At 63.1% G+C, this 23,013-nt stretch carries 23 protein-coding genes and 1 other RNA gene; 19 read left to right on the top strand and 5 right to left on the bottom strand.

The genetic code is table 11. The features are described from left to right. The first annotated feature begins 236 nt into the window (after positions 1 to 236). The 5 genes from petA to PC358_RS23435 all read left to right on the top strand — a co-directional run bounded on the left by petA (position 237) and on the right by PC358_RS23435 (position 4,003). Positions 237 to 830, top strand: a complete 594-nt coding sequence (petA, locus tag PC358_RS23455; RefSeq protein ID WP_027593998.1) for a ubiquinol-cytochrome c reductase iron-sulfur subunit — start codon at positions 237 to 239, stop codon at positions 828 to 830. After that, complete coding sequence (locus PC358_RS23450) at positions 830 to 2,041, top strand: cytochrome b (RefSeq protein WP_033702849.1); 1,212 nt, start codon at positions 830 to 832, stop codon at positions 2,039 to 2,041. Before petA ends, PC358_RS23450 begins: the two co-directional genes overlap by 1 nt. Next, the gene (locus PC358_RS23445; protein WP_033702848.1) at positions 2,041 to 2,820 is read left to right on the top strand and encodes a cytochrome c1; all 780 of its coding nucleotides are present in this window, start codon (positions 2,041 to 2,043) and stop codon (positions 2,818 to 2,820) included. The genes PC358_RS23450 and PC358_RS23445 overlap by 1 nt, the downstream gene beginning before the upstream one ends. Positions 2,821 to 2,937: 117 nt before the next feature. After that, positions 2,938 to 3,561: a glutathione S-transferase N-terminal domain-containing protein gene (locus PC358_RS23440; RefSeq protein WP_033702847.1), complete on the top strand. Its 624-nt coding sequence runs from the start codon at positions 2,938 to 2,940 to the stop codon at positions 3,559 to 3,561. A gap of 10 nt (positions 3,562 to 3,571) precedes the next feature. Beyond that, complete coding sequence (locus tag PC358_RS23435) at positions 3,572 to 4,003, top strand: ClpXP protease specificity-enhancing factor (protein ID WP_033702846.1); 432 nt, start codon at positions 3,572 to 3,574, stop codon at positions 4,001 to 4,003. 51 nt (positions 4,004 to 4,054) lie between these two features. Here PC358_RS23435 and PC358_RS23430 read toward each other — a convergent pair whose 3' ends face one another. The 5 genes from PC358_RS23430 to PC358_RS23410 form a co-directional block, all read right to left on the bottom strand. Then, positions 4,055 to 4,273: a YgdI/YgdR family lipoprotein gene (locus tag PC358_RS23430; protein ID WP_033702845.1), complete on the bottom strand. Its 219-nt coding sequence runs from the start codon at positions 4,271 to 4,273 to the stop codon at positions 4,055 to 4,057. 101 nt (positions 4,274 to 4,374) lie between these two features. Continuing rightward, positions 4,375 to 4,953, bottom strand: a complete 579-nt coding sequence (locus PC358_RS23425; RefSeq protein ID WP_033702844.1) for a BON domain-containing protein — start codon at positions 4,951 to 4,953, stop codon at positions 4,375 to 4,377. Next, on the bottom strand, positions 4,950 to 5,543 hold the full coding sequence (locus PC358_RS23420; protein WP_012274070.1) for a phosphoheptose isomerase: 594 nt from the start codon (positions 5,541 to 5,543) through the stop codon (positions 4,950 to 4,952). The genes PC358_RS23425 and PC358_RS23420 overlap by 4 nt, the downstream gene beginning before the upstream one ends. Before the next feature lie 86 nt (positions 5,544 to 5,629). Then, a complete protein-coding gene (locus PC358_RS23415; protein WP_033702843.1) occupies positions 5,630 to 6,001 on the bottom strand; it encodes a YraN family protein in 372 nt (123 codons plus the stop codon). Continuing rightward, complete coding sequence (locus PC358_RS23410) at positions 6,001 to 7,818, bottom strand: penicillin-binding protein activator (RefSeq protein WP_033702842.1); 1,818 nt, start codon at positions 7,816 to 7,818, stop codon at positions 6,001 to 6,003. The genes PC358_RS23415 and PC358_RS23410 overlap by 1 nt, the downstream gene beginning before the upstream one ends. Positions 7,819 to 8,005: 187 nt before the next feature. Here PC358_RS23410 and rsmI point away from each other — a divergent pair, with 187 nt between their 5' ends. From rsmI to PC358_RS23345, 14 genes are all read left to right on the top strand, one after another. Next, on the top strand, positions 8,006 to 8,881 hold the full coding sequence (gene rsmI / locus PC358_RS23405) for a 16S rRNA (cytidine(1402)-2'-O)-methyltransferase (protein ID WP_033702841.1): 876 nt from the start codon (positions 8,006 to 8,008) through the stop codon (positions 8,879 to 8,881). A gap of 67 nt (positions 8,882 to 8,948) precedes the next feature. Then, positions 8,949 to 9,322, top strand: an RNA gene (rnpB, locus tag PC358_RS26685) — RNase P RNA component class A. Positions 9,323 to 9,630: 308 nt separating this feature from the next. Continuing rightward, on the top strand, positions 9,631 to 10,086 hold the full coding sequence (gene mraZ, locus PC358_RS23400) for a division/cell wall cluster transcriptional repressor MraZ (RefSeq protein ID WP_019439042.1): 456 nt from the start codon (positions 9,631 to 9,633) through the stop codon (positions 10,084 to 10,086). Further along, positions 10,083 to 11,030, top strand: coding sequence for a 16S rRNA (cytosine(1402)-N(4))-methyltransferase RsmH (rsmH, locus tag PC358_RS23395; RefSeq protein WP_033702840.1), 948 nt, complete (start codon positions 10,083 to 10,085; stop codon positions 11,028 to 11,030). Before mraZ ends, rsmH begins: the two co-directional genes overlap by 4 nt. After that, a complete protein-coding gene (gene ftsL / locus PC358_RS23390) occupies positions 11,027 to 11,320 on the top strand; it encodes a cell division protein FtsL (protein WP_033702839.1) in 294 nt (97 codons plus the stop codon). The genes rsmH and ftsL overlap by 4 nt, the downstream gene beginning before the upstream one ends. Further along, positions 11,320 to 13,056, top strand: coding sequence for a peptidoglycan D,D-transpeptidase FtsI family protein (locus PC358_RS23385; RefSeq protein WP_162181164.1), 1,737 nt, complete (start codon positions 11,320 to 11,322; stop codon positions 13,054 to 13,056). Before ftsL ends, PC358_RS23385 begins: the two co-directional genes overlap by 1 nt. After that, positions 13,053 to 14,543 (top strand): UDP-N-acetylmuramoyl-L-alanyl-D-glutamate--2,6-diaminopimelate ligase, encoded by a 1,491-nt coding sequence (locus tag PC358_RS23380; protein WP_077068749.1) that lies wholly within the window; start codon positions 13,053 to 13,055, stop codon positions 14,541 to 14,543. Before PC358_RS23385 ends, PC358_RS23380 begins: the two co-directional genes overlap by 4 nt. Beyond that, positions 14,536 to 15,903: a UDP-N-acetylmuramoyl-tripeptide--D-alanyl-D-alanine ligase gene (locus tag PC358_RS23375; RefSeq protein ID WP_033702837.1), complete on the top strand. Its 1,368-nt coding sequence runs from the start codon at positions 14,536 to 14,538 to the stop codon at positions 15,901 to 15,903. Before PC358_RS23380 ends, PC358_RS23375 begins: the two co-directional genes overlap by 8 nt. Continuing rightward, a complete protein-coding gene (gene mraY, locus PC358_RS23370; protein ID WP_033702836.1) occupies positions 15,903 to 16,985 on the top strand; it encodes a phospho-N-acetylmuramoyl-pentapeptide-transferase in 1,083 nt (360 codons plus the stop codon). Before PC358_RS23375 ends, mraY begins: the two co-directional genes overlap by 1 nt. A 6-nt stretch (positions 16,986 to 16,991) precedes the next feature. Beyond that, positions 16,992 to 18,338, top strand: coding sequence for a UDP-N-acetylmuramoyl-L-alanine--D-glutamate ligase (gene murD, locus PC358_RS23365; protein WP_033703003.1), 1,347 nt, complete (start codon positions 16,992 to 16,994; stop codon positions 18,336 to 18,338). Then, positions 18,335 to 19,549 carry a putative lipid II flippase FtsW gene (gene ftsW, locus PC358_RS23360; RefSeq protein ID WP_033702835.1) on the top strand — a complete coding sequence of 405 codons (1,215 nt, stop codon included), beginning with the start codon at positions 18,335 to 18,337 and terminating at the stop codon, positions 19,547 to 19,549. Before murD ends, ftsW begins: the two co-directional genes overlap by 4 nt. Continuing rightward, complete coding sequence (gene murG, locus PC358_RS23355; RefSeq protein WP_033702834.1) at positions 19,539 to 20,618, top strand: undecaprenyldiphospho-muramoylpentapeptide beta-N-acetylglucosaminyltransferase; 1,080 nt, start codon at positions 19,539 to 19,541, stop codon at positions 20,616 to 20,618. Before ftsW ends, murG begins: the two co-directional genes overlap by 11 nt. After that, positions 20,611 to 22,059, top strand: a complete 1,449-nt coding sequence (murC, locus tag PC358_RS23350) for a UDP-N-acetylmuramate--L-alanine ligase (protein ID WP_033702833.1) — start codon at positions 20,611 to 20,613, stop codon at positions 22,057 to 22,059. The genes murG and murC overlap by 8 nt, the downstream gene beginning before the upstream one ends. Beyond that, complete coding sequence (locus PC358_RS23345) at positions 22,056 to 23,012, top strand: D-alanine--D-alanine ligase (protein ID WP_033702832.1); 957 nt, start codon at positions 22,056 to 22,058, stop codon at positions 23,010 to 23,012. The genes murC and PC358_RS23345 overlap by 4 nt, the downstream gene beginning before the upstream one ends. Position 23,013 lies beyond the last annotated feature (1 nt).

Raw genomic sequence — 23,013 nt, 5'->3', positions numbered from 1 at the left:
GGTTCCTTTGGAACCGGGCTTTTTTTATGTCTTGAACTAACCTGTCAGCATGTCCGTGACGGCTTACCGCATAGACGCAGATCAAGCAAAGCGAGGGTTGTAGCCCGTAAGTGGGTAATCACCTTGTCAGTGTGTGGATTTGTTTCTTACCATGGCGGCCAATTTTTAGTGCCACAGACATTACCTAAGTACAGGCCTGATTCAACAGGCCAAGCAAGCTGATGGGAGAGGACTGAATGAGTAATGACGGCGTCAACGCAGGCCGGCGCCGCTTCCTCGTAGCCGCGACCTCTGTGGTCGGGGCAGCGGGGGCAGTGGGGGCTGCGGTACCGTTCGTGGGGTCATGGTTTCCCAGTGCCAAGGCGAAAGCCGCAGGTGCACCGGTGAAGGTCAATATTGCCAAGGTCGAGGCCGGGCAGCAGATGGTGGCCGAGTGGCGTGGCCAGCCTGTGTTCATCGTACGGCGAACGGAAGAGATTCTCGGGAACCTCAAGAAAATCACCGCAGACCTGTCCGACCCCGAGTCGAAGGCCTCGGTGCAGCCGACCTACGTCGACCCGCAGGTTCGCTCGATCAAACCGGAAATACTCATTCTCGTCGGCCTGTGTACCCACCTGGGTTGCTCGCCGACGTTCCGCCCGGAAGTGGCGCCCGCCGACCTCGGTCCGAAATGGGTGGGTGGCTATTTCTGCCCTTGCCACGGTTCACACTACGACCTGGCTGGCCGTGTCTACAAGTCGCAGCCGGCGCCTCTCAACCTGCCAGTGCCCCCGCACTCTTATGAGTCGGACGACATCATTGTCATCGGCGTCGATCAGGAGAACGCATGATGAGCAAGTTCATGGACTGGATTGATGCGCGCTTCCCCGCCACCAAGATGTGGGAAGACCACCTGAGCAAGTATTACGCGCCCAAGAACTTCAACTTCCTGTATTTCTTCGGCTCCCTGGCGTTGCTGGTGCTGGTCAATCAGATCGTGACCGGTGTGTGGCTGACCATGAGCTTCACGCCCTCGGCGGAAGAGGCCTTCGCCTCGGTCGAGTACATCATGCGTGACGTCGAATATGGCTGGATCCTGCGCTACCTGCACTCCACCGGTGCTTCGGCGTTCTTCATCGTGGTCTACCTGCACATGTTCCGCGGCCTGCTCTATGGCTCCTATCAGAAGCCGCGTGAGCTGGTCTGGCTGTTCGGCATGCTGATCTACCTGGCGCTGATGGCAGAGGCCTTCATGGGTTATCTGCTGCCGTGGGGGCAGATGTCGTACTGGGGTGCCCAGGTGATCATCTCGCTGTTCGGCGCCATCCCGGTGATCGGCGATGACCTCACCCAGTGGATTCGCGGTGACTACCTGATCTCCGGCATCACCCTGAACCGCTTCTTCGCCCTGCATGTGGTTGCCCTGCCGATCGTCATCCTTGGCCTGGTGGTGCTGCACATCCTGGCCTTGCACGAAGTGGGTTCGAACAACCCCGATGGCGTCGACATCAAGAAGAAAAAGGACGAAAACGGTATTCCGCTGGACGGTATCCCGTTCCACCCGTACTACACCGTCAAGGACATTGTCGGCGTGGTGGTGTTCCTCTTCGTGTTCTGTGCCGTGGTGTTCTTCTTCCCGGAAATGGGCGGTTACTTCCTGGAAAAACCGAACTTCGAGCAGGCGAACGCGTTCAAGACGCCGGAGCACATCGCACCGGTGTGGTACTTCACGCCGTTCTACGCGATCTTGCGTGCGGTGCCTGACAAACTGATGGGCGTAATCGCCATGGGGGCCGCGATCGCCGTGTTGTTCGTGCTGCCTTGGCTCGACCGCAGCCCGGTGCGCTCCATGCGCTACAAGGGCTGGATCAGCAAGCTCTTCCTGCTGGTGTTCTGCGTGTCCTTCGTCATCCTCGGTGTGCTGGGCGTGCTGGCGCCGACGCCTGGCCGCACCTTGCTGTCGCAGGTGTGCACGGTGTTGTACTTCGCCTACTTCCTGCTGATGCCGTTCTACACAAGGCTCGAGAAGACCAAACCGGTTCCGGAAAGGGTGACTGGCTGATGAAAAAGTTGATTGCAGTATTTTTGCTGGCCGTGATGCCTGCCTTTTCCTTCGCCGCAGAACATGGCCTGGAGCTGGACAAGGTCGACATCGACCTGACCGACAAGGCAGCCATGCAGGATGGCGCGCGAACCTTTGCCAACTATTGCATGGGTTGCCACAGTGCCAAGTTCCAGCGCTACGAGCGGGTGGCCGACGACCTGGGTATCCCGCACGAGCTGATGCTCGAGAATCTGGTCTTCACCGGTGCCAAGATCGGCGACCACATGCAGATCGGCATGCGCCCCAACGACGCCAAGACCTGGTTCGGCGCTGCGCCGCCCGACCTGACCCTGGTTGCCCGGGTGCGTGGCACAGACTGGCTGTACACTTACCTGCGCAGCTTCTATGAGGACCCGTCGCGCCCTTATGGGGTGAACAACAAGGTGTTCCCTAACGTTGGCATGCCCAACGTGCTGGTTGGTCTACAGGGCAACCAGGTGGTTGGCTGCAAGCAGGTACAGAGCGTAGTCGATGGCAAGAAGCAGTTTGACCCGCTGACGGGCAGCCCGCTGACCCATGAAGCGTGTGACCAGCTGACCATCACGCCGAATTCCGGTACCCTGACGACCGAGCAGTTCGACGAGAAGGTCAAGAACCTGGTGACCTTCCTGGCCTATTCGGCCAACCCGGTCAAACTGGAAAGCCAGCGCATCGGTACCTACGTGTTGCTGTACCTGGCTTTCTTCTTCGTATTCGCCTATTTGCTCAAGCGTGAATACTGGAAGGACGTGCACTGATCACGCAGTAATTTCTGGTAGTTGAACGCGCCCGGGGGGCTCTGGCAGGTTTGCCAGGGTGCCCCGGGCGCGTTTTCATTTTGAGTGTTACGAGCATCCCGTACGAGGAGGCGCTACATGGGCGCAACCAACAGGTTAGCCTGCTATTCCGACCCCACTGATCACTATTCTCATCGGGTACGCCTCGTGCTTGCCGAGAAAGGCATCAGTGTGCAGATCATCGACGTCGACCCTGGCCGCCTGCCGCCCAAGCTGGTCGAGGTTAACCCCTATGCGAGCGTGCCGACCCTGGTCGACCGCGACCTGGCGTTGTATGAGTCGACCGTGGTGATGGAGTACCTCGAAGAGCGTTATCCGCATCCGCCCTTGATGCCGGTGTACCCTGTGGCGCGTGGCAACAGCCGCCTGCTCATGCATCGCATCCAGCGTGACTGGTGTGCCCTGGCCGATACGGTGCTCGACGTGCGCAACAGCGATGCTGCCCACGCCGAAGCGCGCAAGGCGTTGCGTGAGAGTCTGACGGGGGTGTCGCCGCTGTTCGGTGAGTTCGCCTGCTTCATGAGTGATGAGCAAAGCCTGGTCGACTGTTGTCTATTGCCCATACTCTGGCGTTTGCCGGTAATGGGTATCGAATTGCCGCGGCAAGCCAAGCCGCTGCTGGATTACATGGAGCGACAGTTCGCCCGCGAGCCTTTCCTGGCGAGCCTGTCCTCCGTTGAACGTGAAATGCGCAAGCTTTAAGGAGCTGTTGATGAACTCCAGTCGCCCCTATCTGGTTCGAGCACTGTATGAGTGGATCGTCGACAACGATTGCACGCCCCATATGCTGGTCAATGCCGAGTATCCGGCAGTCCAGGTGCCTCAAGGTTTTGCCAGTGATGGTCAGATTGTCCTGAATATCTCGCCCAGTGCCGTGCGCAGCCTGCACATGGATAACGAGGCAGTGAGCTTCGAGGGCCGCTTCGGTGGTGTTGCCCACACGCTGTACGTGCCGATTGGCGCGATCCTCGGTATCTACGCCCGTGAGAACGGCCAGGGCATGGTCTTCGAGCTGGAGCCGTCGCTGATGGAAGGCGAGGAGCTTGAAGACGACGATGTCGAGCCGGATGATGATGGCCCGCCAGAAGGCGGTGGCCAGCCGCCGCGCCCGACGGGGCGGCCAAGCCTGAAAGTGGTCAAGTAACAAAAAAGGCGATCCAACCGGATCGCCTTTTTATTTGCAGCGCGCCTGCGATTACAGGTCGCTGATGGTGCGTACCTGGTCTTTGTTGATGCGGGTGCGCTTGCCGTCGAGTTGCTGGAATTCGTAGAAACCGGAGTCCTTTTCGAACTTCGGAGCGTCGACAGCCTGCATTTCACGGCCGTCGTTGAGGGTGATCAGGCTTGGGGTGGAGCAGCCAGCCAGGGTGGCGAAGGTGCCAAGCAGCAGGGCGGGCAGCAAAAGCTTTTTCATGCGGTGTTTCCTGGGTATCTGGAAGGATTGGAGCAACGTTGCTGCCTGTGCCGGCCCTTCGCGGGTCAACCGCGAAGAGGTCGGTTCAGGCAGCCCGTCAATCAGTCGATGTACTCGAACAGTTTGACGATCTTCTGCACGCCCGACACGCTCTGTACCACGCCGGTGGCAGCATTGGCCTCCTGTTGGGTCACCAGGCCGAGCAGGTAGACGATACCGTTCTCGGTAATCACCTTGATGCGCGAGCTTGGCACGGCGTTGTCAGTCAGCATCTGCGTCTTGATCTTGGTGGTGAGCCAGGCGTCGTTGTTGCGCGCCAGGATGGAGGAGGGCTGCATCACCTGCAGTTCGTTGTGCACCTTCTTCACGCGCTGCACCTGGCCAGCCGTTTGCTCGGCCAGGCTCTTGAGCTCGGCGCGAGGGGTCTGGCCGGCAAGCAGGACGATGCCGTTGTAGCTGCTGACAACGATGTGCGAGCCCTTGTCGAGGTCTGGGCTGGCTTTGGAAATATTGACCGCAGCCTTGGTTTCGATCAGCGAGTCATCGATCTTGCTGCCGATGGTGCGCGTGCCGCGATCGTCCTCGATGGGCGAGTTACGGGTCGAGGTCAGCACCGAGCTGCAGCCGGTGACGCTCAGGCACAGGGTCAGGGCCATCAGGCCGAGGCGCATAGGGGTCATTCTTCACTCCCGAACAATTGGCTGTCGATCAGATCGCACAGGCAGTGGATCGCCAGCAGGTGGACTTCCTGGATACGTGCGGTGACCGTCGAAGGCACGCGGATTTCCACGTCCTCGGGCAGCAGCAGCGAAGCCATGCCGCCGCCGTCACGCCCGGTCAATGCTACGACAATCATTTCGCGATCATGTGCGGCCTGGATCGCTTGAATCACGTTGGCCGAGTTGCCGCTGGTGGAAATCGCCAGCAGTACATCGCCGGGCTGGCCCAGGGCGCGGATCTGCTTGGAAAAGACTTCGTTGTAGCTGTAGTCATTGGCGATCGAGGTCAGCGTCGAGCTGTCGGTGGTCAGTGCTATGGCCGGCAGGCTCGGGCGCTCGCGCTCGAAGCGGTTGAGCAGCTCCGACGAGAAGTGCTGGGCATCGCCGGCCGAGCCGCCGTTGCCGCAAGCGAGCATCTTGCCCTCGTTGAGAAGCGCATTGACCATGACCAGGCTGGCCTGCTCGATGTGCGGTGCCAGGATGTCCATTGCCTGTTGCTTGGTATCGATGCTGGCCTGGAACAGCCGGCGAATTCGGGATTGCATGTCCATCTGGTGACCTTAAGTGGGGCGGTGGCCGGCGCGGCGCGCAACAAAGACCAGCCCGCGAAACATAGAGCAAAAAATACGAAGTGGGTTCAGCATTCGAAGGCGTTTTTCAGCCATTGAAGCGGTCTGCCTGCATGGTGACTGCCCTGCAGGGCGACAACGTCGAAGCGGCAGGGTTGTGCGGCCCAGCGCGGCTCCTTTTGCAGGAAAAGGCTGGCAGCCAGCACCAGCCGTTTCTGCTTGCGCCCGTCGATACTGCCGAGGGCGCCACCGAAGCTCGCGTGCAACCGGTAGCGGACTTCGACGAATACTACTGTATCGGCGTCGAGCATGACCAGATCAAGCTCACCGCCTTTGCATCGCCAATTGCGCGTCAGCAGCCTGAGGCCTTGCCCTTGAAGGAACTCAAGGGCTTGGTTTTCGGCTGCCTGACCGGCCTGGGAGGGCGATGCGTCTGGCATCAACGGGCGGTGTCTGGCAGGCGCTTGACCTGGCCGCCAGAGAACTCGGCCCAAGGCAGCTGGCGCTCGATACGCTGGTTGGCGTTCATGCTGAGGCTGCCCGAAAGCCCTTGTACGCGGTTGTCCGGCAGGGCTTTCAGTTGGCCCAGGCGCGGTGCCAGGCTGTAGGCATCCACGCCCATGGCGTACAGGCGGCCGAGGCTGCCGGCGGCTTGCGGCCATTGCTGCACCACCTGCTGGCGCAGGCTGTTGCTGGTGTCGAGCAGCCACGGTGTTTCGCAGAAGCGGATGCCGTTCATGTCGTTGTACTGGTTGACGTCACCGCTGGCGCTGTACAGGTTCGAGGTGGCATAGACCGGTACGTCGCCGGCGTACTGGAAGTTCAGGGTCGGCTTGATCTGCTGGGCCTGTTGCGGCGTCGAGGCGAGGAAGATGAAGTCGATGTCCTGACGGCGCGATGGCTGTGCGGCGATGTTGCCGCCCACGGTGCTCTGCAGGCTCTTGGCGCGGCCTTCGCTCTGGCGCAGCTGGAACAGGTCGGCAATCTGCTGGGCCAGGGCGACGGGCTGCGCGATGCGTTCGGCGGCGAGCAGGGTGCCGCCGTTGCTTTCCCAGTCTTTGCGGAAGGCGGCGAGCACACGGTCACCCCACTCGCCGCTGGGTACCAGCGCGACGGCGCGGACCATGCCGTCGGCGCGGGCGCGACGTGCGACTTCGCGCGCTTCATCCTCGGCAGCGAGGCCGAACTGGAAGAGCTGCGGCGGGGCTGTCTGGCCGGCGTCTGCGTAGTTCAGGGCAAGCGTGGTGATTGGCAGTTGCGCATTGGCAGCGAGCTTTTTCACCAGGGGTTTTTCCAGTGGGCCGACTACCAGTTGCACGCCATCGGCCTGGGCCTGGCGGTAGAAGTCGTCAACCGAGGTGATGCGGGAGCTGTCGTATACCTGCACGGCGGGGGCCGGCTGGCCAGACTGCTGAGCCTGGAAGTGGGCGGCCATGAAGCCATCACGCAGTGCGCGTGCGACGCCTGCCAATGGGCCTTCCTGGGGCAGCAGCAGGGCAATCTTGGTCAATGGCTGGCTGGCCAGCTCCTTGAGCTTGGCCAGCGCCACCGGCAGTTGCTGGGCGGCAGGGTGGTCCGGGTGCTGCTGGCGCCAGGTGTCGATGGCGGCTTGCTGTTGCTCCAGGGTGCCGGCGGTTTTCACGGCCAGGGCCAGGCTGGTCCAGCCGGCGAGTACCGGGTCGTTGACTGGCTGCTGCAGCTGTTCTGACGGCAGCGCGGCGACCAGCGCCCAGATCGAGTCGTTGTTGGCGCTGGCGGCCTGGCCGCTGAGCAGTGGGGCAAGCAACACGCGCTGCTGGGCTGCGGCCAGGGCCTGGCCGTCGGCTTCGAGGGCGGCGGCGTGGACGCTGTAGGTGCGTACCTGCTGTTCTGCCGGCAGCTCGGCGACACGTTGCAGGCTAGGGTGCGAGAGGGCGGTGAGGGCCGCCTTGGGCTGGTTGCGGCTCATGGCCAGCTCGGCGCCAAGGGTGCTGGCGAACACTTGCTGTGCGGGCTTGAGCGTGTCCATCGGGACCTGCTCGAGAATGCGTGCGGCGCGCGGGTAGTCCTTCTGCTTGTACGCCAGGTCTGCGGCGCTCAGGCGCAGCAGGGCGGCATCTTCCGCAGACTTGCTGGAGGCGGCCTTTTCGAGCAGTTGCTCGATGCTGGCGTCCGGGGTGCGTGGCAGCTCGCCCAGGCTGGATGAGGGCGAGCTGGCGCAGGCTGCCAGCAGGGTAGCGAGGCAGAGGGCTGAGAGCAGCCGCAGGCAAGCGATCATGTAAAGGTCCTGTTACTCGATCAAGTTGGCCGGCAATTGTACCCAAGCACTGGCCGGGGCGCGATCTTGCTGATGCTGATCCTTCACTATAGGTCGCTGGCCGATGAACGCCTGCGAAGTTCTTTGCGCCCTGTTACGGGCGGTCGGGCTACAATGGCGCCTTTGATCCGAAAGACAGGTGTGCGCAGTGACTGATGTGGCAGGGGCTTCGAAATCCACCGTGGGTACGCTGTATGTGGTCGCAACGCCCATCGGCAACCTCGACGACATGAGCGCCAGGGCGCTGAAGGTGCTGGCGGATGTCGCCCTGATCGCGGCCGAGGACACGCGCCACTCGATCCGTCTGCTGCAGCATTTCGGTATCGACACGCCGCTGGCGGCGTGCCATGAGCACAACGAGCGCGACGAGGGCGGTCGGTTCCTGACCCGGTTGTTGGCCGGCGACAATGTCGCGCTGGTTTCCGACGCCGGCACACCGTTGATTTCCGACCCTGGCTACCACCTGGTGCGTCAGGCGCGGGCGGCGGGGGTGAGTGTGGTGCCGGTACCGGGTGCATGCGCGCTGATTGCCGCGCTGTCGGCGGCGGGCCTGCCCTCTGACCGTTTCATCTTCGAAGGCTTTTTGCCAGCCAAGACGGCGGGGCGCCGTGCGCGGCTGGAGCAGGTCAAGGAAGAGCCACGCACGCTGATCTTCTACGAGGCCCCTCACCGTATCCTCGAGTGCCTGGAGGACATGGAGGCGGTGTTCGGTGGCGAACGCCCGGCGTTGCTGGCGCGCGAGCTGACCAAAACCTTCGAGACCCTCAAGGGCTTGCCGTTGGCCGAGCTGCGGGCGTTTGTCGCGGGCGACAGCAATCAGCAGCGTGGCGAGTGCGTGGTGTTGGTCGGTGGCTGGAGCGCGCCCGAGGGCGAGCAGGCGATCAGTACCGAAGCGCAGCGGGTACTGGACTTGCTGTTGGCAGAGTTGCCGCTCAAACGGGCGGCGGCACTTGCGGCGGAAATTACCGGTGTACGCAAGAACCTGTTGTATCAACTTGCCCTGGAAAAGCAGAAAGCAGAGTAGTGGCCATTTGATATAGTTTGCGGTATCGCTTGTTCTTGACCGCGTGTACCGTTAATCTTGTCGGCGGAGAGTCGATCGGACAGTCGCTGCCTGTTTTTGTTCCGCAGCTTTTGTTGCGAAACAGCAGGGGGAGGAAAGTCCGGGCTCCATAGGGCAGAGTGCCAGGTAACGCCTGGGAGGCGCGAGCCTACGGAAAGTGCCACAGAAAATAACCGCCTAAGCACTTCGGTGCCGGTAAGGGTGAAAAGGTGCGGTAAGAGCGCACCGCACGGCTGGCAACAGTTCGTGGCTAGGTAAACCCCACTCGGAGCAAGACCAAATAGGGTTCCATTAGGCGTGGCCCGCGTCGGAACCGGGTAGGTTGCTAGAGGCGTCCAGTGATGGCCGTCGTAGAGGAATGACTGTCCTCGACAAAACCCGGCTTACAGATCGACTCTCCACCTCTCCCTCCCTGCTTGAATCGATAGCAGGCGCACTCTGGTAATACCGAAAAAATCTTACTCTTAATAAATCACTTTAACTTCGAACTCCATTCGCTTGCGTGGGTTTGATTTTTCTCGTGTTTTTTTCCTCCCTGAAGTCCTTCCACATTCCTTTATCGCGCTAAATCTCGGTCCTGTAAGGCTTTTCCTTATGAACGTGCCTTGACGGTGCGGCGGGCGGATTCCTATAGTGTGCGCAAGTGGCAGAAAGTGGGATGAAGTGGGTTTTCTGGCACAAAAAAGCTACCATTGTGGGGAATCGCAGCCGTGTTCCGCGGAGCCAACGCCGTCAGCCTCGATGCCAAAGGCCGTCTCGCCATGCCGAGCCGGTACCGCGACGAGCTCGATTCGCGCTGCAATGGCCAGCTGATCGTGACCATCGACGCTGTAGACCCCTGCTTGTGTGTTTACCCCCTCGATGAGTGGGAACAGATAGAAGCCAAGTTGCGTGCCTTGCCGTCATTGCGTGAGGAAAACCGCCGCCTGCAGCGTTTGCTGATCGGCAATGCGGTTGACCTGGAGCTCGATGGCAGTGGGCGCTTCCTGGTTCCGCCCCGTCTGCGTGAGTACGCCAAGCTCGACAAGAAGGCGATGCTGGTGGGGCAACTGAACAAATTCCAGCTGTGGGATGAAGATGCCTGGAACACGGTTTCGGCAGCCGACCTTGCAGCTATTCAACAACCGGGCGCCATGCCCGACGAATTGCGTGACCTGATCCTGTGACCATAGATAGCGGCTTCAACCACATTACCGTCCTGCTCGACGAAGCTGTCGAGGCATTGGCCTTGCGCGCCGACGGTTGCTATCTGGACGGTACCTTCGGCCGGGGCGGACACAGCCGTCTGATTCTCAGCAAGCTTGGGCCGCAAGGGCGGCTGCTGGGCTTCGACAAAGACCCACAAGCGATTGCCACAGGGCAAGCGCTGGCGGCCGAAGACGGCCGCTTTGTCATTGTGCAGCGCAGCTTTGCCGAGCTCGGCGCGGAAGTGGCTGAGCGCGGCATGGCCGGCAAGGTCAGCGGTGTGCTGCTCGACCTGGGGGTATCTTCGCCGCAGTTGGATGACCCAGAGCGTGGCTTCAGCTTCCTCAATGACGGCCCGCTGGACATGCGCATGAACCCCGGTATCGGGGTCAGCGCCGCCGAGTTCATCGCCAGCGCGCCGGTCGAGGAAATCGCCCGCGTGTTCAAGGAATACGGCGAGGAGCGTTTTTCCGGGCGTATGGCGCGTGCCGTGGTGGAACGTCGCGAAAAGCAGCCGTTCACCCGTACCGCCGACCTTGCCGAAGTGCTCAAGGTCGCCAACCCGGCCTGGGAGAAGGGCAAGAACCCCGCCACCCGCGCCTTCCAGGGCCTGCGCATCCACGTCAACAACGAACTGGGTGACCTCGAAACCGGCCTTGACGCGGCGCTCGAGTCGCTGGAAGTTGGCGGCCGCCTGGTCGTCATCAGCTTCCACTCGCTCGAAGACCGCATCGTCAAGCTGTTCATGCGCAAGCTGGTCAAGGGCGAGGCAGACAACCTGCCGCGCAACCTGCCGGTACAGCACAAGGCCTTCGAACCCAAGATCAAGCTCATCGGCAAGGCGCAATTCGCTTCCGAGGCCGAGCTCAAGGCCAACCCGCGGTCGCGCAGCGCCGTGATGCGGGTGGCGGAGAAACTGCGGTGAGCAGGCTGTTTGCCAAGCCATTGCCAGGCGGAAGCTTCCTGATGCTTCTGCTGTTCGTCGGTGTTCTGGTTTCGGCCATCGCCGTGTCTTACAGCGCCCACTGGAACCGTCAGTTGCTCAACACCCTGTACGGCGAGTTGAGCGAGCGCGACAAGGCGCAGGCCGAGTGGGGGCGTCTGATCCTTGAGCAGAGCACCTGGACGGCGTCCAGCCGCATCGAGAGCCTGGCGTCCGAGCAGCTGAAAATGCGCGTGCCCGCAGCCGACGAAGTGCGGATGGTGGCGCCATGATGAAGCTCGAAGGCGCACTCTACCCCTGGCGCTTCCGGGTGGTGATCGGCTTGCTGGCGTTGATGGTCGGTGCCATCTGCTGGCGCATCATCGATCTGCAGGTGGTCGACCGTGACTTCCTCAAGGGGCAGGGCGATGCGCGCAGCCTGCGCCATATTCCCATCCCGGCGCACCGTGGCCTGATCACTGACCGCAACGGTGAGCCGCTGGCGGTCAGCACTCCGGTTACCACCTTGTGGGCCAACCCCAAGGAAATGCAGGCGTCCAAAGAACGCTGGCCGCAACTGGCAGCCGCCCTTGGGCAGAACCCCCAGCAACTGACCGAGCGCCTGACCCAGCAGGCCAGCAAAGAATTCATCTACCTGGTCCGCGGCCTGACTCCGGAGCAGGGCCAGCATGTGCTCGACCTGAAAGTGCCGGGTGTCTATGGCCTGGAAGAGTTCCGCCGCTTCTATCCCGCCGGTGATGTCACCGCGCACATGGTCGGCTTCACCGACCTCGATGACCACGGGCGTGAAGGGGTAGAGCTGGCCTATGACGAATGGCTGGCCGGCGTGCCCGGCAAGCGACAGGTGATCAAGGACCGGCGTGGCCGGCTGATCAAGGACATTCAGGTAACCAAAAACGCCAAGGCCGGTAAGACCTTGGCGTTGTCGATAGACCTGCGCCTGCAATACCTGGCCACCCGTGAGCTGCGCAACGCCATCGCCGAACAGGAAGCCAAGGCCGGCAGCCTGGTGATCATGGACGTCAAAACTGGCGAAGTGCTGGCCATGGTCAACCAGCCGACCTACAACCCGAACAACCGCCGCAGCATGTTCCCTGCCGCGATGCGCAACCGGGCGATCATTGACGTGTTCGAACCCGGCTCGACCGTGAAGCCGATTTCCATGAGTGCGGCGCTGCAGAGCGGGCGCTGGAAGATCACCGACAAGGTCGAGGTCTACCCGGGCAGCCTGCAGATCGGTCGCTACACGATCAAGGACGTTTCCCGCAGCGAGGGCCCGATCCTCGACCTGACCGGCATCCTGATCAACTCCAGTAACGTCGGCATGAGCAAGATCGCCTTCGATATCGGCGGCGAGGCCATCTACCGGGTCATGTCCCAGGTCGGCCTGGGGCAATACACTGGCCTGGGCTTCCCGGGCGAGCGGGTGGGCAACCTGCCTAACCACCGTGAGTGGCGCAAGGCCGAGACCGCGACCCTGTCCTACGGCTATGGCGTGTCGGTTACTGCGTTGCAATTGGTGCATGCCTACGCGGCGCTGGCCAACGACGGCAAGATGGTGCCGCTGTCGATCCTCAAGGTGGACAAGGCACCCGAGGCCGTTCAGGCGATTCCGAAAGAAACTGCCGAAACCGTCCAGGGCATGCTGCAGCAAGTGATCGAGGCGCCGCGCGGGGTGTTCCGTGCCCAGGTGCCGTTCTATCACGTGGGTGGCAAGTCGGGTACGGCGCGTAAGGCGACCGTTGGCTCCAAGGGCTACACCGAGAACGCCTACCGCTCGCTGTTCGCAGGCTTCGGCCCGATGAGCGACCCGCGTTACGCGATCGTCGTGGTCATCGACGAACCGAGCAAGGGCGGCTACTTCGGTGGCCTGGTATCGGCGCCTGTGTTCAGCAAGGTCATGTCGGGCACCTTGCGTTTGATGAACGTGCCGCCAGACAACCTGCCGCCGCCAGCAACCGCACAACCACAAGTCAATGCAGCAGACGCCAAGGGAGGGCGTGGATGATGACAATGCCACTGAGCAAGCTTTTCGCCCACGCCAGCCGCGATCCGCTGATCCGCGAGCTGACCCTGGATAGCCGTGCCGTGCGCCCGGGTGATCTGTTCCTGGCTGTGCCGGGTGCCAAGGTCGATGGCCGTGACCATATCGCCGACGCACTGGCCCGTGGCGCCGCCGCGGTTGCCTATGAAGAGCAGGGCGCGACCGTGTTGCCGCTCACCGAGATGCCGCTGATTCCGGTCAAGGGGCTGATCGCCCAGCTGTCGGATATCGCCGGTCGCTTCTATGGCGAGCCAAGCCGTCAGTTGAACCTGGTCGGGGTGACCGGCACCAACGGCAAGACCAGTGTCACGCAACTGGTGGCCCAGGCGCTTGATGTGCTGGGCCAGCGTTGCGGCCTGATCGGCACGTTGGGTACCGGTTTCTATGGTGAGCTGCAGAGCGGCCGCCTGACCACGCCAGACCCGATCGCGGTGCAGTCGACGCTGTACGACCTGAAAAAGGGCGGCGCCAAGGCCGTGGCGATGGAGGTGTCCTCGCATGCCTTGGAGCAGGGGCGTGTCGCTGCGCTGGAGTTCGATATCGCGGTAATGACCAACCTGTCCCGCGATCACCTGGATTACCACGGCAGCATGGAGGCCTATGAGGCCGCCAAGGCCAAGCTGTTCGCCTGGCGCAGCCTGCGTTGCCAGGTGGTCAACCTGGATGACGACTTTGGTCGCCGCCTGGCGGCGGCCTATGCCCGTCGTCCGAGTACCGATCATATCGAGACCCGGCTGCTCAGCTATAGCCTGGAGAATCCGGAGGCTTCGTTGTATTGCCGTGAAGCCACGTTCGATGACGATGGCGTGCGCGCAATCCTCGTGAGCGCCCAGGGTGAGCGCACCTTGCGCAGCCAACTGCTTGGCCGTTTCAACCTGAGCAACATGCTCGCGGCAGTGGCAACGCTGCTGGCACTGGATTATTCGCTGGACGAAATCCTCAAGGTCACTCCCCAGTTGCAAGGGCCGGTTGGCCGCATGCAGCGCCTGGGCGGCGGCGACAAACCGCTGGTGGTGGTCGACTACGCCCACACGCCGGATGCCTTGGAAAAAGTACTCGAGGCCCTGCGCCCGCACGCACACGGCAAGTTGCTGTGCCTGTTCGGCTGCGGTGGCGACCGTGACCGTGGCAAGCGCCCGCTGATGGCTGAAGTGGCCGAGCGCCTGGCTGACCGCGTGCTGGTCACCGATGACAACCCGCGCAGCGAAGACCCGCTGCGGATCTTCGACGATATCCGCCCTGGCTTTGCCAAGCCGGAGCACGTCGAGTTCGTCGCTGGCCGCGGCGAAGCCATTGCCCACTTGATCGCCACTGCCGCCGCCGATGACGTCATCGTCCTGGCCGGCAAGGGCCATGAGGATTACCAGGAGATCCGTGGCGAGCGCCACGATTTCTCCGATCTGGTCGAAGCCGAGAAGGCACTTGCAGCCTGGGAGGCTCCACATGCTTAAGCCCATGACACTCAGTCAGCTGACCACGGCAATGAGTGCTCGCGTGGTGGGTGCCGACGCCAGCTTCGGCGGCGTCAGCATCGACAGCCGCAGCGTCAGTGCCGGGCAACTGTTCGTCGCCCTGACAGGCCCGCGTTTCGATGGCCACGATTACCTGGCCGATGTAAAGGAAAAAGGTGCCGTAGCGGCGCTGGTCGAGCGTGAAGTGGCCGATGTCGACCTGCCGCAGCTGGTGGTCAAGGACTGCCGTGTCGCGCTGGGGCAACTGGGTGCCTTGAATCGCGCCGCGTTCGACAAGCCGGTCGTGGCCATCACCGGTTCCAGCGGCAAGACCACGGTCAAGGAGATGCTGGCCAGCATCCTGCGTACCCGTGGCCTGGTGCATGCCACCCGTGGCAACCTGAACAATGACCTCGGTGCCCCGTTGACCCTGCTGGAAATCGCCCCGGAGCACAGCGCTGCGGTGATCGAGCTGGGCGCTTCGCGCATTGGCGAGATCCGCTACACCGTCGGCCTGACCCAGCCGCACGTGGTGGTCATCAATAACGCCGGTACTGCCCATGTCGGCGAGTTCGGCGGCCCGGAGAAAATCGTCGAGGCCAAGGGCGAGATCCTCGAAGGCCTGGGCGAGGGCGGCACGGCCATCCTCAATCTGGACGACAAGGCTTTTGCCATCTGGAAGGCGCGTGCCGGTGCGCACAGGGTCATCAGTTTCGCCCGCAACGATGGCCGCGCCGACTTCTACGCCACTGGCATCGATCGCGATGCGCGTGGCTGCCCGTCCTTCACGCTGCATGGCGCCGGGGACTCGGTTGCGGTGCAACTCAACGTACTGGGCGAGCACAACGTCAGCAACGCACTGGCCGCCGCGGCGGCTGCCCACGCCGTCGGTCTGAGCCTGAGCGGCATTGCCGCTGGCCTGAATGCCGTGCAACCGGTCAAGGGCCGCACCGTGGCGCAGATCGCGCCGAACGGTGTGCGGGTAATCGACGACAGTTACAACGCAAATCCCACCTCGATGTGCGCGGCCATTGATATACTCGCCGGCTTTTCCGGACGCACCGTCCTGGTGCTTGGGGATATCGGCGAATTGGGTCAATGGGCGGAGGAAGGCCACCGTCAGGTGGGTGACTATGCGCGTGGCAAGGTCGATGCCCTGTACGCTGTGGGTTCCAACATGACACACGCGGTCAAGGCGTTCGGCGCCAATGGCCGTCATTTCGCTACTCAAGCTGAGCTGATCGACGCGGTTCGCGCCGAAAATGCCAGTGACACCACTATCTTGATCAAGGGCTCGCGCAGCGCTGCGATGGAAAACGTCGTGGCGGCATTGTGCGGTGCCAGCGGGGAGAAACATTAATGCTGCTGCTGTTGGCTGAGTATCTGCAACAGTTCCATAAAGGCTTCGCGGTCTTCCAGTACCTGTCCCTGCGCGGGATTCTCGGTGTACTGACTGCGTTGTCGCTGGCGCTGTGGCTGGGCCCGTGGATGATCCGTACCCTGCAGATTCGCCAGATCGGTCAAGCCGTCCGTAATGACGGCCCGCAATCGCACCTGTCCAAATCCGGCACCCCGACCATGGGCGGCGCGCTGATCCTGTCGGCCATCGCGATCAGCACCCTGCTGTGGGCCGACCTGTCCAACCGCTACGTGTGGGTCGTGCTGATCGTCACCCTGGCGTTTGGCGCCATCGGTTGGGTCGACGACTACCGCAAGGTGATCGAGAAGAACTCCCGTGGCTTGCCTAGCCGCTGGAAGTACTTCTGGCAGTCGGTGTTCGGCCTGGCTGCGGCGATCTTCCTTTACAAGACCGCCCCGACCAGCGTCGAGACCACGCTGATCGTGCCGTTCATCAAGGATGTCACCATTCCGCTGGGCATCGGCTTCGTCGTCCTGACCTACTTCGTGATCGTCGGTTCGAGCAACGCGGTCAACCTCACCGACGGCCTCGACGGCCTGGCCATCATGCCAACGGTCATGGTGGGCGGTGCCCTGGGTATCTTCTGCTACCTGTCGGGCAACGTGAAGTTCGCCGAATACCTGCTGATCCCGTATGTGCCGGGTTCGGGCGAGCTGATCGTGTTCTGCGGCGCGCTGATCGGTGCGGGCCTGGGCTTCCTGTGGTTCAACACTTACCCGGCCCAGGTCTTCATGGGCGACGTCGGTGCCCTGGCGCTGGGCGCCGCACTGGGCACCATCGCGGTGATCGTCCGCCAGGAAATCGTACTGTTCATCATGGGTGGCGTATTCGTCATGGAAACCCTGTCGGTGGTGATCCAGGTCGCCTCCTTCAAGTTGACCGGCAAGCGCGTGTTCCGCATGGCGCCGATTCACCACCACTTTGAACTCAAGGGCTGGCCTGAGCCACGGGTGATCGTCCGTTTCTGGATCATCACCGTGATTCTGGTGCTGGTCGGCCTTGCAACCCTGAAACTGAGGTAGATGAGCGTGTCACTGATCGCTTCCGACCAATTCCGCATCGTTGTCGGCCTCGGCAAGAGCGGCATGTCCCTGGTTCGCTTCCTGGCGAGCCGGGGCATTGCCTTTGCGGTCGCCGACACCCGCGAGCAACCGCCGGAACTGGACACCCTGCGCCGTGATTACCCGCAGGTGGAAGTGCGCTGTGGCGAGCTGGACGTGGACTTCCTCTGCCGCGCCAACGAACTGTACGTGAGCCCGGGCCTGGCGTTGTCCACCCCGGCGCTGCAGCAGGCCGCGGCGCGCGGTGTGGCCCTGTCGGGTGACATCGAGCTGTTCGCCCGCCATGCCAAGGCGCCGATCATCGCCATCAGCGGCTCCAACGCCAAAAGCACCGTCACCACCCTGGTCGGTGAAATGGCTGCCAAGGCGGGCAAGCGCGTGGCCGTGGGCGGCAACCTCGGTACGCCGGCCCTCGACTTGCTCGGGGATGAGGTGGAGCTGTATGTGCTGGAGCTGTCCAGCTTCCAGCTGGAAACCACTGACCAGCTCAATGCCGAAGTGGCCACCGTGCTGAACGTCAGCGAAGACCACATGGATCGCTACAGCGGCCTGCCGGCCTATCACCTGGCCAAGCACCGGATCTTCCGGGGCGCCCACCAGGTGGTGGTGAACCGCCAGGACGCCCTGAGCCGGCCATTGCCGGTGGAAGGCCGGCCGTGCTGGAGCTTTGGTCTGAACCCGCCCGACTTCAAGGCGTTTGGCCTGCGCGAGGTCGATGGCGAGAAGTACCTGGCCTTCGAATTCCAGAACCTGATGCCGGTTCGCGAACTGAAAGTGCGTGGCGCGCACAACCAGAGCAACGCCCTCGCGGCCCTGGCCCTCGGCCATGCGGCCGGCTTGCCGTTTGCGCCGATGCTCGAAGCCCTGCGTGAATTTGGCGGCCTGGCCCATCGTTGCCAGTGGGTTCGCGAGCGCAATGGCGTCAACTGGTACGACGATTCCAAGGCCACCAACGTGGGGGCCGCGCTGGCCGCCATCGAAGGCCTGGGCGCGGACATCACTGGCAAGCTGGTGCTGATTGCCGGCGGCGACGGCAAAGGTGCCGATTTCGCAGCGCTGCGTGCACCGGTGGCGCGCTTCTGCCGTGCAGTGGTGCTGCTGGGCCGTGATGCCGAGCGCCTGGCCGAAACACTGGGTGAAGGTGTGCAGCAGGTCCGGGTCAAGACCCTGGATGAGGCCGTCGAGCAGTGCGCCGCCTTGGCTCAGCCGGGCGATGCGGTGCTGTTGTCGCCAGCCTGCGCCAGCCTCGACATGTTCAAGAACTTTGAAGAGCGCGGGCGGCTGTTCGCCCAAGCGGCGGGAGGGCTGGCATGATCCTGGGCATCTTCAAGCCGTACCCGTCGCCGCTGATCAGCGGCCGTGGCATCGACCTCGACTTCGCGATGCTCGCCGGTTGCCTGGCATTGCTGGGCCTGGGCCTGGTGATGATCACCTCGGCCTCTTCGGAAGTGGCTGCGGTGCAGTCGGGCAACCCGCTTTACCACATGTTCCGCCACCTGGTGTACGTGGCCATCGGCCTGTTCGCCTGCGGCGCCACCATGCTGGTACCGATCGCCACCTGGCAGCGCATGGGCTTCATGATGCTGCTGGGCGCCTTCGGCTTGCTGGTGCTGGTGCTGGTGCCCGGCATCGGCCGCGAAGTGAACGGCTCCATGCGCTGGATCGGCTTCAGCTTCTTCAACGTCCAGCCTTCGGAAATTGCCAAGGTCTTCGTGGTCATCTACCTGGCCGGCTACCTGGTGCGCCGGCAGACCGAGGTGCGCGAGAGCTGGATGGGCTTCTTCAAACCGTTCATCGTGCTGCTGCCAATGGCCGGCCTGCTGCTGATGGAGCCAGACTTCGGCGCCACCGTGGTGATGATGGGCGCTGCGGCGGCCATGCTGTTCCTCGGCGGTGTGGGGTTGTTCCGGTTCAGCCTGATGGTGGTGCTGGCGGTGGTCGCGGTGTTTGTTCTGGTGCAGGCGCAGCCGTATCGAATGGCGCGCCTGATCACCTTTACCGACCCCTGGTCCGACCAGTTCGGTTCGGGCTACCAGCTGACCCAGGCGCTGATTGCCTTTGGTCGCGGCGAGTGGCTGGGCGTTGGCCTGGGCAACAGCGTGCAGAAGCAGTTCTACCTGCCCGAGGCGCACACCGACTTCGTGTTCTCGGTGCTGGCCGAAGAGCTCGGCGTGGTCGGCTCGCTGGTCACCATCGCGCTGTTCGTCTTCGTCACCGTGCGCGCTCTTTACATCGGCCTGTGGGCCGAAAAAGCCAAGCAGTTCTTTGCCGCCTACATGGCGTTCGGCTTGGCCTTCCTGTGGATCGGCCAGTTCCTGATCAACATCGGGGTGAACGTCGGCCTGCTGCCGACCAAGGGCCTGACCTTGCCGTTCCTCAGCTACGGGGGCAGCTCGCTGGTGATCTGCTGTGCCTGCGTGGGGTTGCTGCTGCGTATCGAGTGGGAGAGCCGCACGCACCTGGGCAGCGAGGAACACGAATTCAACGAAAGCGATTTTGCCGAGGAGACCAGTCATGGCCGCTGACGGCAAGAACGTACTGATCATGGCAGGCGGCACCGGGGGCCACGTGTTCCCGGCCCTGGCCTGCGCTCGCGAGTTCCAGGCACGCGGTTACAGCGTGCACTGGCTGGGCACGCCGAAAGGCATCGAGAACGAACTGGTGCCCCAGGCTGGTCTGCCGTTGCACCTGATCCAGGTCAGCGGCCTGCGCGGCAAGGGCAAGCTGTCGTTGCTCAAGGCGCCGTTCACCCTGGTCAAGGCCGTGCTGCAGGCACGGCGCATCATTCGTCAGCTCAAGCCGGTGTGTGTGCTGGGCTTCGGCGGCTATGTGACCGGGCCCGGCGGTGTGGCCGCGCGGCTGTGCGGTGTGCCGCTGGTGATCCACGAGCAGAACGCCCGTGCGGGTACCGCCAATCGGCTGCTGGTGCCACTCTCGGCGCGGGTCTGCGAAGCTTTCCCGGGCACGTTCCAGGCCAATGACAAGCTGCGTACCACCGGCAATCCGGTACGCACAGAGTTGTTCATGGATGCACAACGTGCGCCCCTTTCCGAGCGCCGTGCTCGCCTGTTGGTAATGGGCGGCAGCCTGGGTGCGGAACCATTGAACAAATTGTTGCCTAAGGCCCTGTCCGAAGTGTCTGCGGCGCTGCGGCCAGAGGTGTTCCACCAGGCTGGCAAGCAACACGCGCCGATCACCGCCGAGCGTTATCACGAGGTCGGCGTCGAGGCTCAGGTAGAGCCTTTCATCACGGACATGGCCCAAGCCTATGGCTGGGCCGACATGGTGGTATGCCGGGCCGGTGCCCTGACCGTCAGCGAACTCGCGGCGGCGGGCCTGCCTTCGATGCTGGTGCCGTTGCCCCATGCGATCGACGACCACCAGACCTACAACGCCCAATATCTGGCTCGGGAGGGCGCGGCCTTCCTGATGCCACAAGCGACAACTGGCGCAGCGCAGCTCGCTGAACGCCTGAACGAGGTGCTGATGCAACCCGAGAAACTCAACACCATGGCTGGCACCGCACGGCGCCTGGCCAAACCTGCTGCAACCAGCACCGTGGTCGATATCTGCCTGGAGGTGGCCCATGGTTGAAAGCCAGAAAGCCATTCCCCAGCCGAAGATGGGCCGTATCCGCCGTATTCACTTCGTCGGTATCGGCGGCGTCGGTATGTGCGGCATCGCCGAAGTGCTGCTGAACCTGGGCTATGAAGTGTCCGGCTCCGACCTCAAGGCGTCGCCGGTCACCGAGCGCCTGGAGTCGTTTGGCGCCGAGATCTTCGTCGGCCACCGTGCCGAGAACGCAGTCGCCGCCGATGTGCTGGTAGTGTCCAGCGCGATCAACCCGGCCAACCCGGAAGTCGCCACCGCCCTCGAGCGGCGTATTCCGGTGGTGCCGCGTGCCGAGATGCTTGCCGAGCTGATGCGCTACCGCCACGGCGTGGCGGTCGCCGGTACCCACGGCAAGACCACCACCACCAGCCTGCTGGCCTCGGTGTTCGCCGCCGGTGGCCTGGACCCGACCTTCGTCATCGGTGGGCGCCTGACTGCGGCCGGTACCAACGCTCAACTGGGCACCAGCCGCTACCTGATCGCCGAAGCGGACGAGAGCGACGCCAGCTTCCTGCACCTGCAGCCGATGGTCGCCGTGGTCACCAACATCGACGCCGACCACATGGCGACCTACGAAGGCGACTTCAACAAACTGAAGAAAACCTTCGTCGAGTTCCTGCACAACCTGCCGTTCTACGGTTTGGCGGTGATGTGCCTGGACGACCCGGTGGTGCGCGAGATCCTGCCGCAGGTCAAACGCCCGACGGTCACCTACGGCTTCAGCGAAGAGGCGGATATCCGCGCCATCAACGTGCGCCAGCAGGGCATGCAGACGCATTTTACCGTGCTGCGCCGTGACTGCGAGCCGCTGGAGGTGTCGGTGAACATGCCCGGCAACCACAATGTGCTCAATGCCCTGGCAACCATTGCCATCGCCACGGACGAAGGCATCAGCGACGAGGCCATCGTCCAGGGGCTGTCCGGCTTCCAGGGTGTCGGCCGACGCTTCCAGGTCTACGGCGAGCTGCCGGTAGACGGTGGCAGCGTGATGCTGGTCGACGACTACGGCCACCACCCGACCGAAGTCGCCGCAGTCATCAAGGCCGTGCGCGGTGGCTGGCCGAGCCGTCGCCTGGTCATCGTCTACCAGCCGCACCGTTACAGCCGCACCCGCGACCTCTACGACGACTTCGTGCAGGTACTGGGCGACGCCAACGTGTTGCTGTTGATGGAGGTCTACCCGGCCGGCGAAGAACCGATCCCCGGGGCGGACAGCCGTCAGCTGTGCCACAGCATCCGTCAGCGCGGCAAGCTGGACCCGATCTACATCGAGCGTGGCGCCGAGCTCGCCCCGCTGGTGCAGCCACTGCTGCGCGCGGGCGACATCCTGCTTTGCCAGGGCGCCGGTGATGTCGGTGGCCTTGCCCCGCAATTGATGAAAAGCCCGCTGTTCGCTGGCGCCAAGCAGGAGAAGTCGAAATGACCAGCGCCTACGACACACTGCACTCGACCCTGGACGTCAAGGCGTTCGGCCGCGTCGCCGTGCTCTACGGCGGCAAGAGCGCCGAGCGTGAAGTCTCGCTCAAGTCCGGCGCCGCCGTGATCGAAGCCTTGACCAGCGCCGGTGTCGACGTGGTCGCCATCGATGTGGGCGACGACCTGCTCGACCGCCTGCAACACGAGAAGATCGACCGCGCGTTCATCATCCTCCACGGCCGTGGCGGTGAGGACGGCAGCATGCAGGGCCTGCTCGAGTGCCTGGGCATCCCTTACACCGGCAGCGGCATCCTCGCTTCGGCCCTGGCCATGGACAAGCTGCGCACCAAGCAGGTGTGGCAGAGCCTGGGTATTCCGACCCCGCGCCACGCGGTTTTGGCCAGCGAAAGCGATTGTGTGGTGGCCAGTACGGAACTGGGCTTCCCGCTTATCGTCAAACCTGCCCATGAAGGCTCTAGCATCGGCATGGCCAAGGTGAACAGCGAGCAGGAATTGATCGCCGCCTGGCAGGACGCCGCCAAATACGATTCCCAGGTTCTGGTCGAGCAGTGGATCCACGGCCCGGAGTTCACCATTGCGGTGCTGCGTGGCCAGGTGCTGCCGCCGATCGCCCTGGGTACGCCGCACGTGTTCTACGACTACGACGCCAAGTACATCGCCAATGACACCCAGTACCGCATTCCGTGCGGCCTGGACAGTGTCAAGGAACAGGAACTGATCGACCTGACCGCGCGCGCCTGCGATGCCATCGGCATCGAAGGCTGGGGGCGGTTGGACGTGATGCAGGACGAGCAGGGCCGGTTCTGGCTGCTCGAAGTCAACACCGCACCCGGCATGACTGATCATAGCCTGGTGCCCATGGCGGCCCGCGCGGCCGGCCTGGACTTCCAGCAACTGGTGCTGGCGATCCTGGCTGCCAGCGTCGAGACGCGAGGTTAAC

The sequence above is a fragment of the Pseudomonas capeferrum genome, assembly GCF_000731675.1.
GTDB classification, from domain to species: domain Bacteria; phylum Pseudomonadota; class Gammaproteobacteria; order Pseudomonadales; family Pseudomonadaceae; genus Aquipseudomonas; species Aquipseudomonas capeferrum.
Note: the sequence above shows the minus strand (reverse complement) of the source record. Positions and strands in the feature narration are given on the sequence as shown.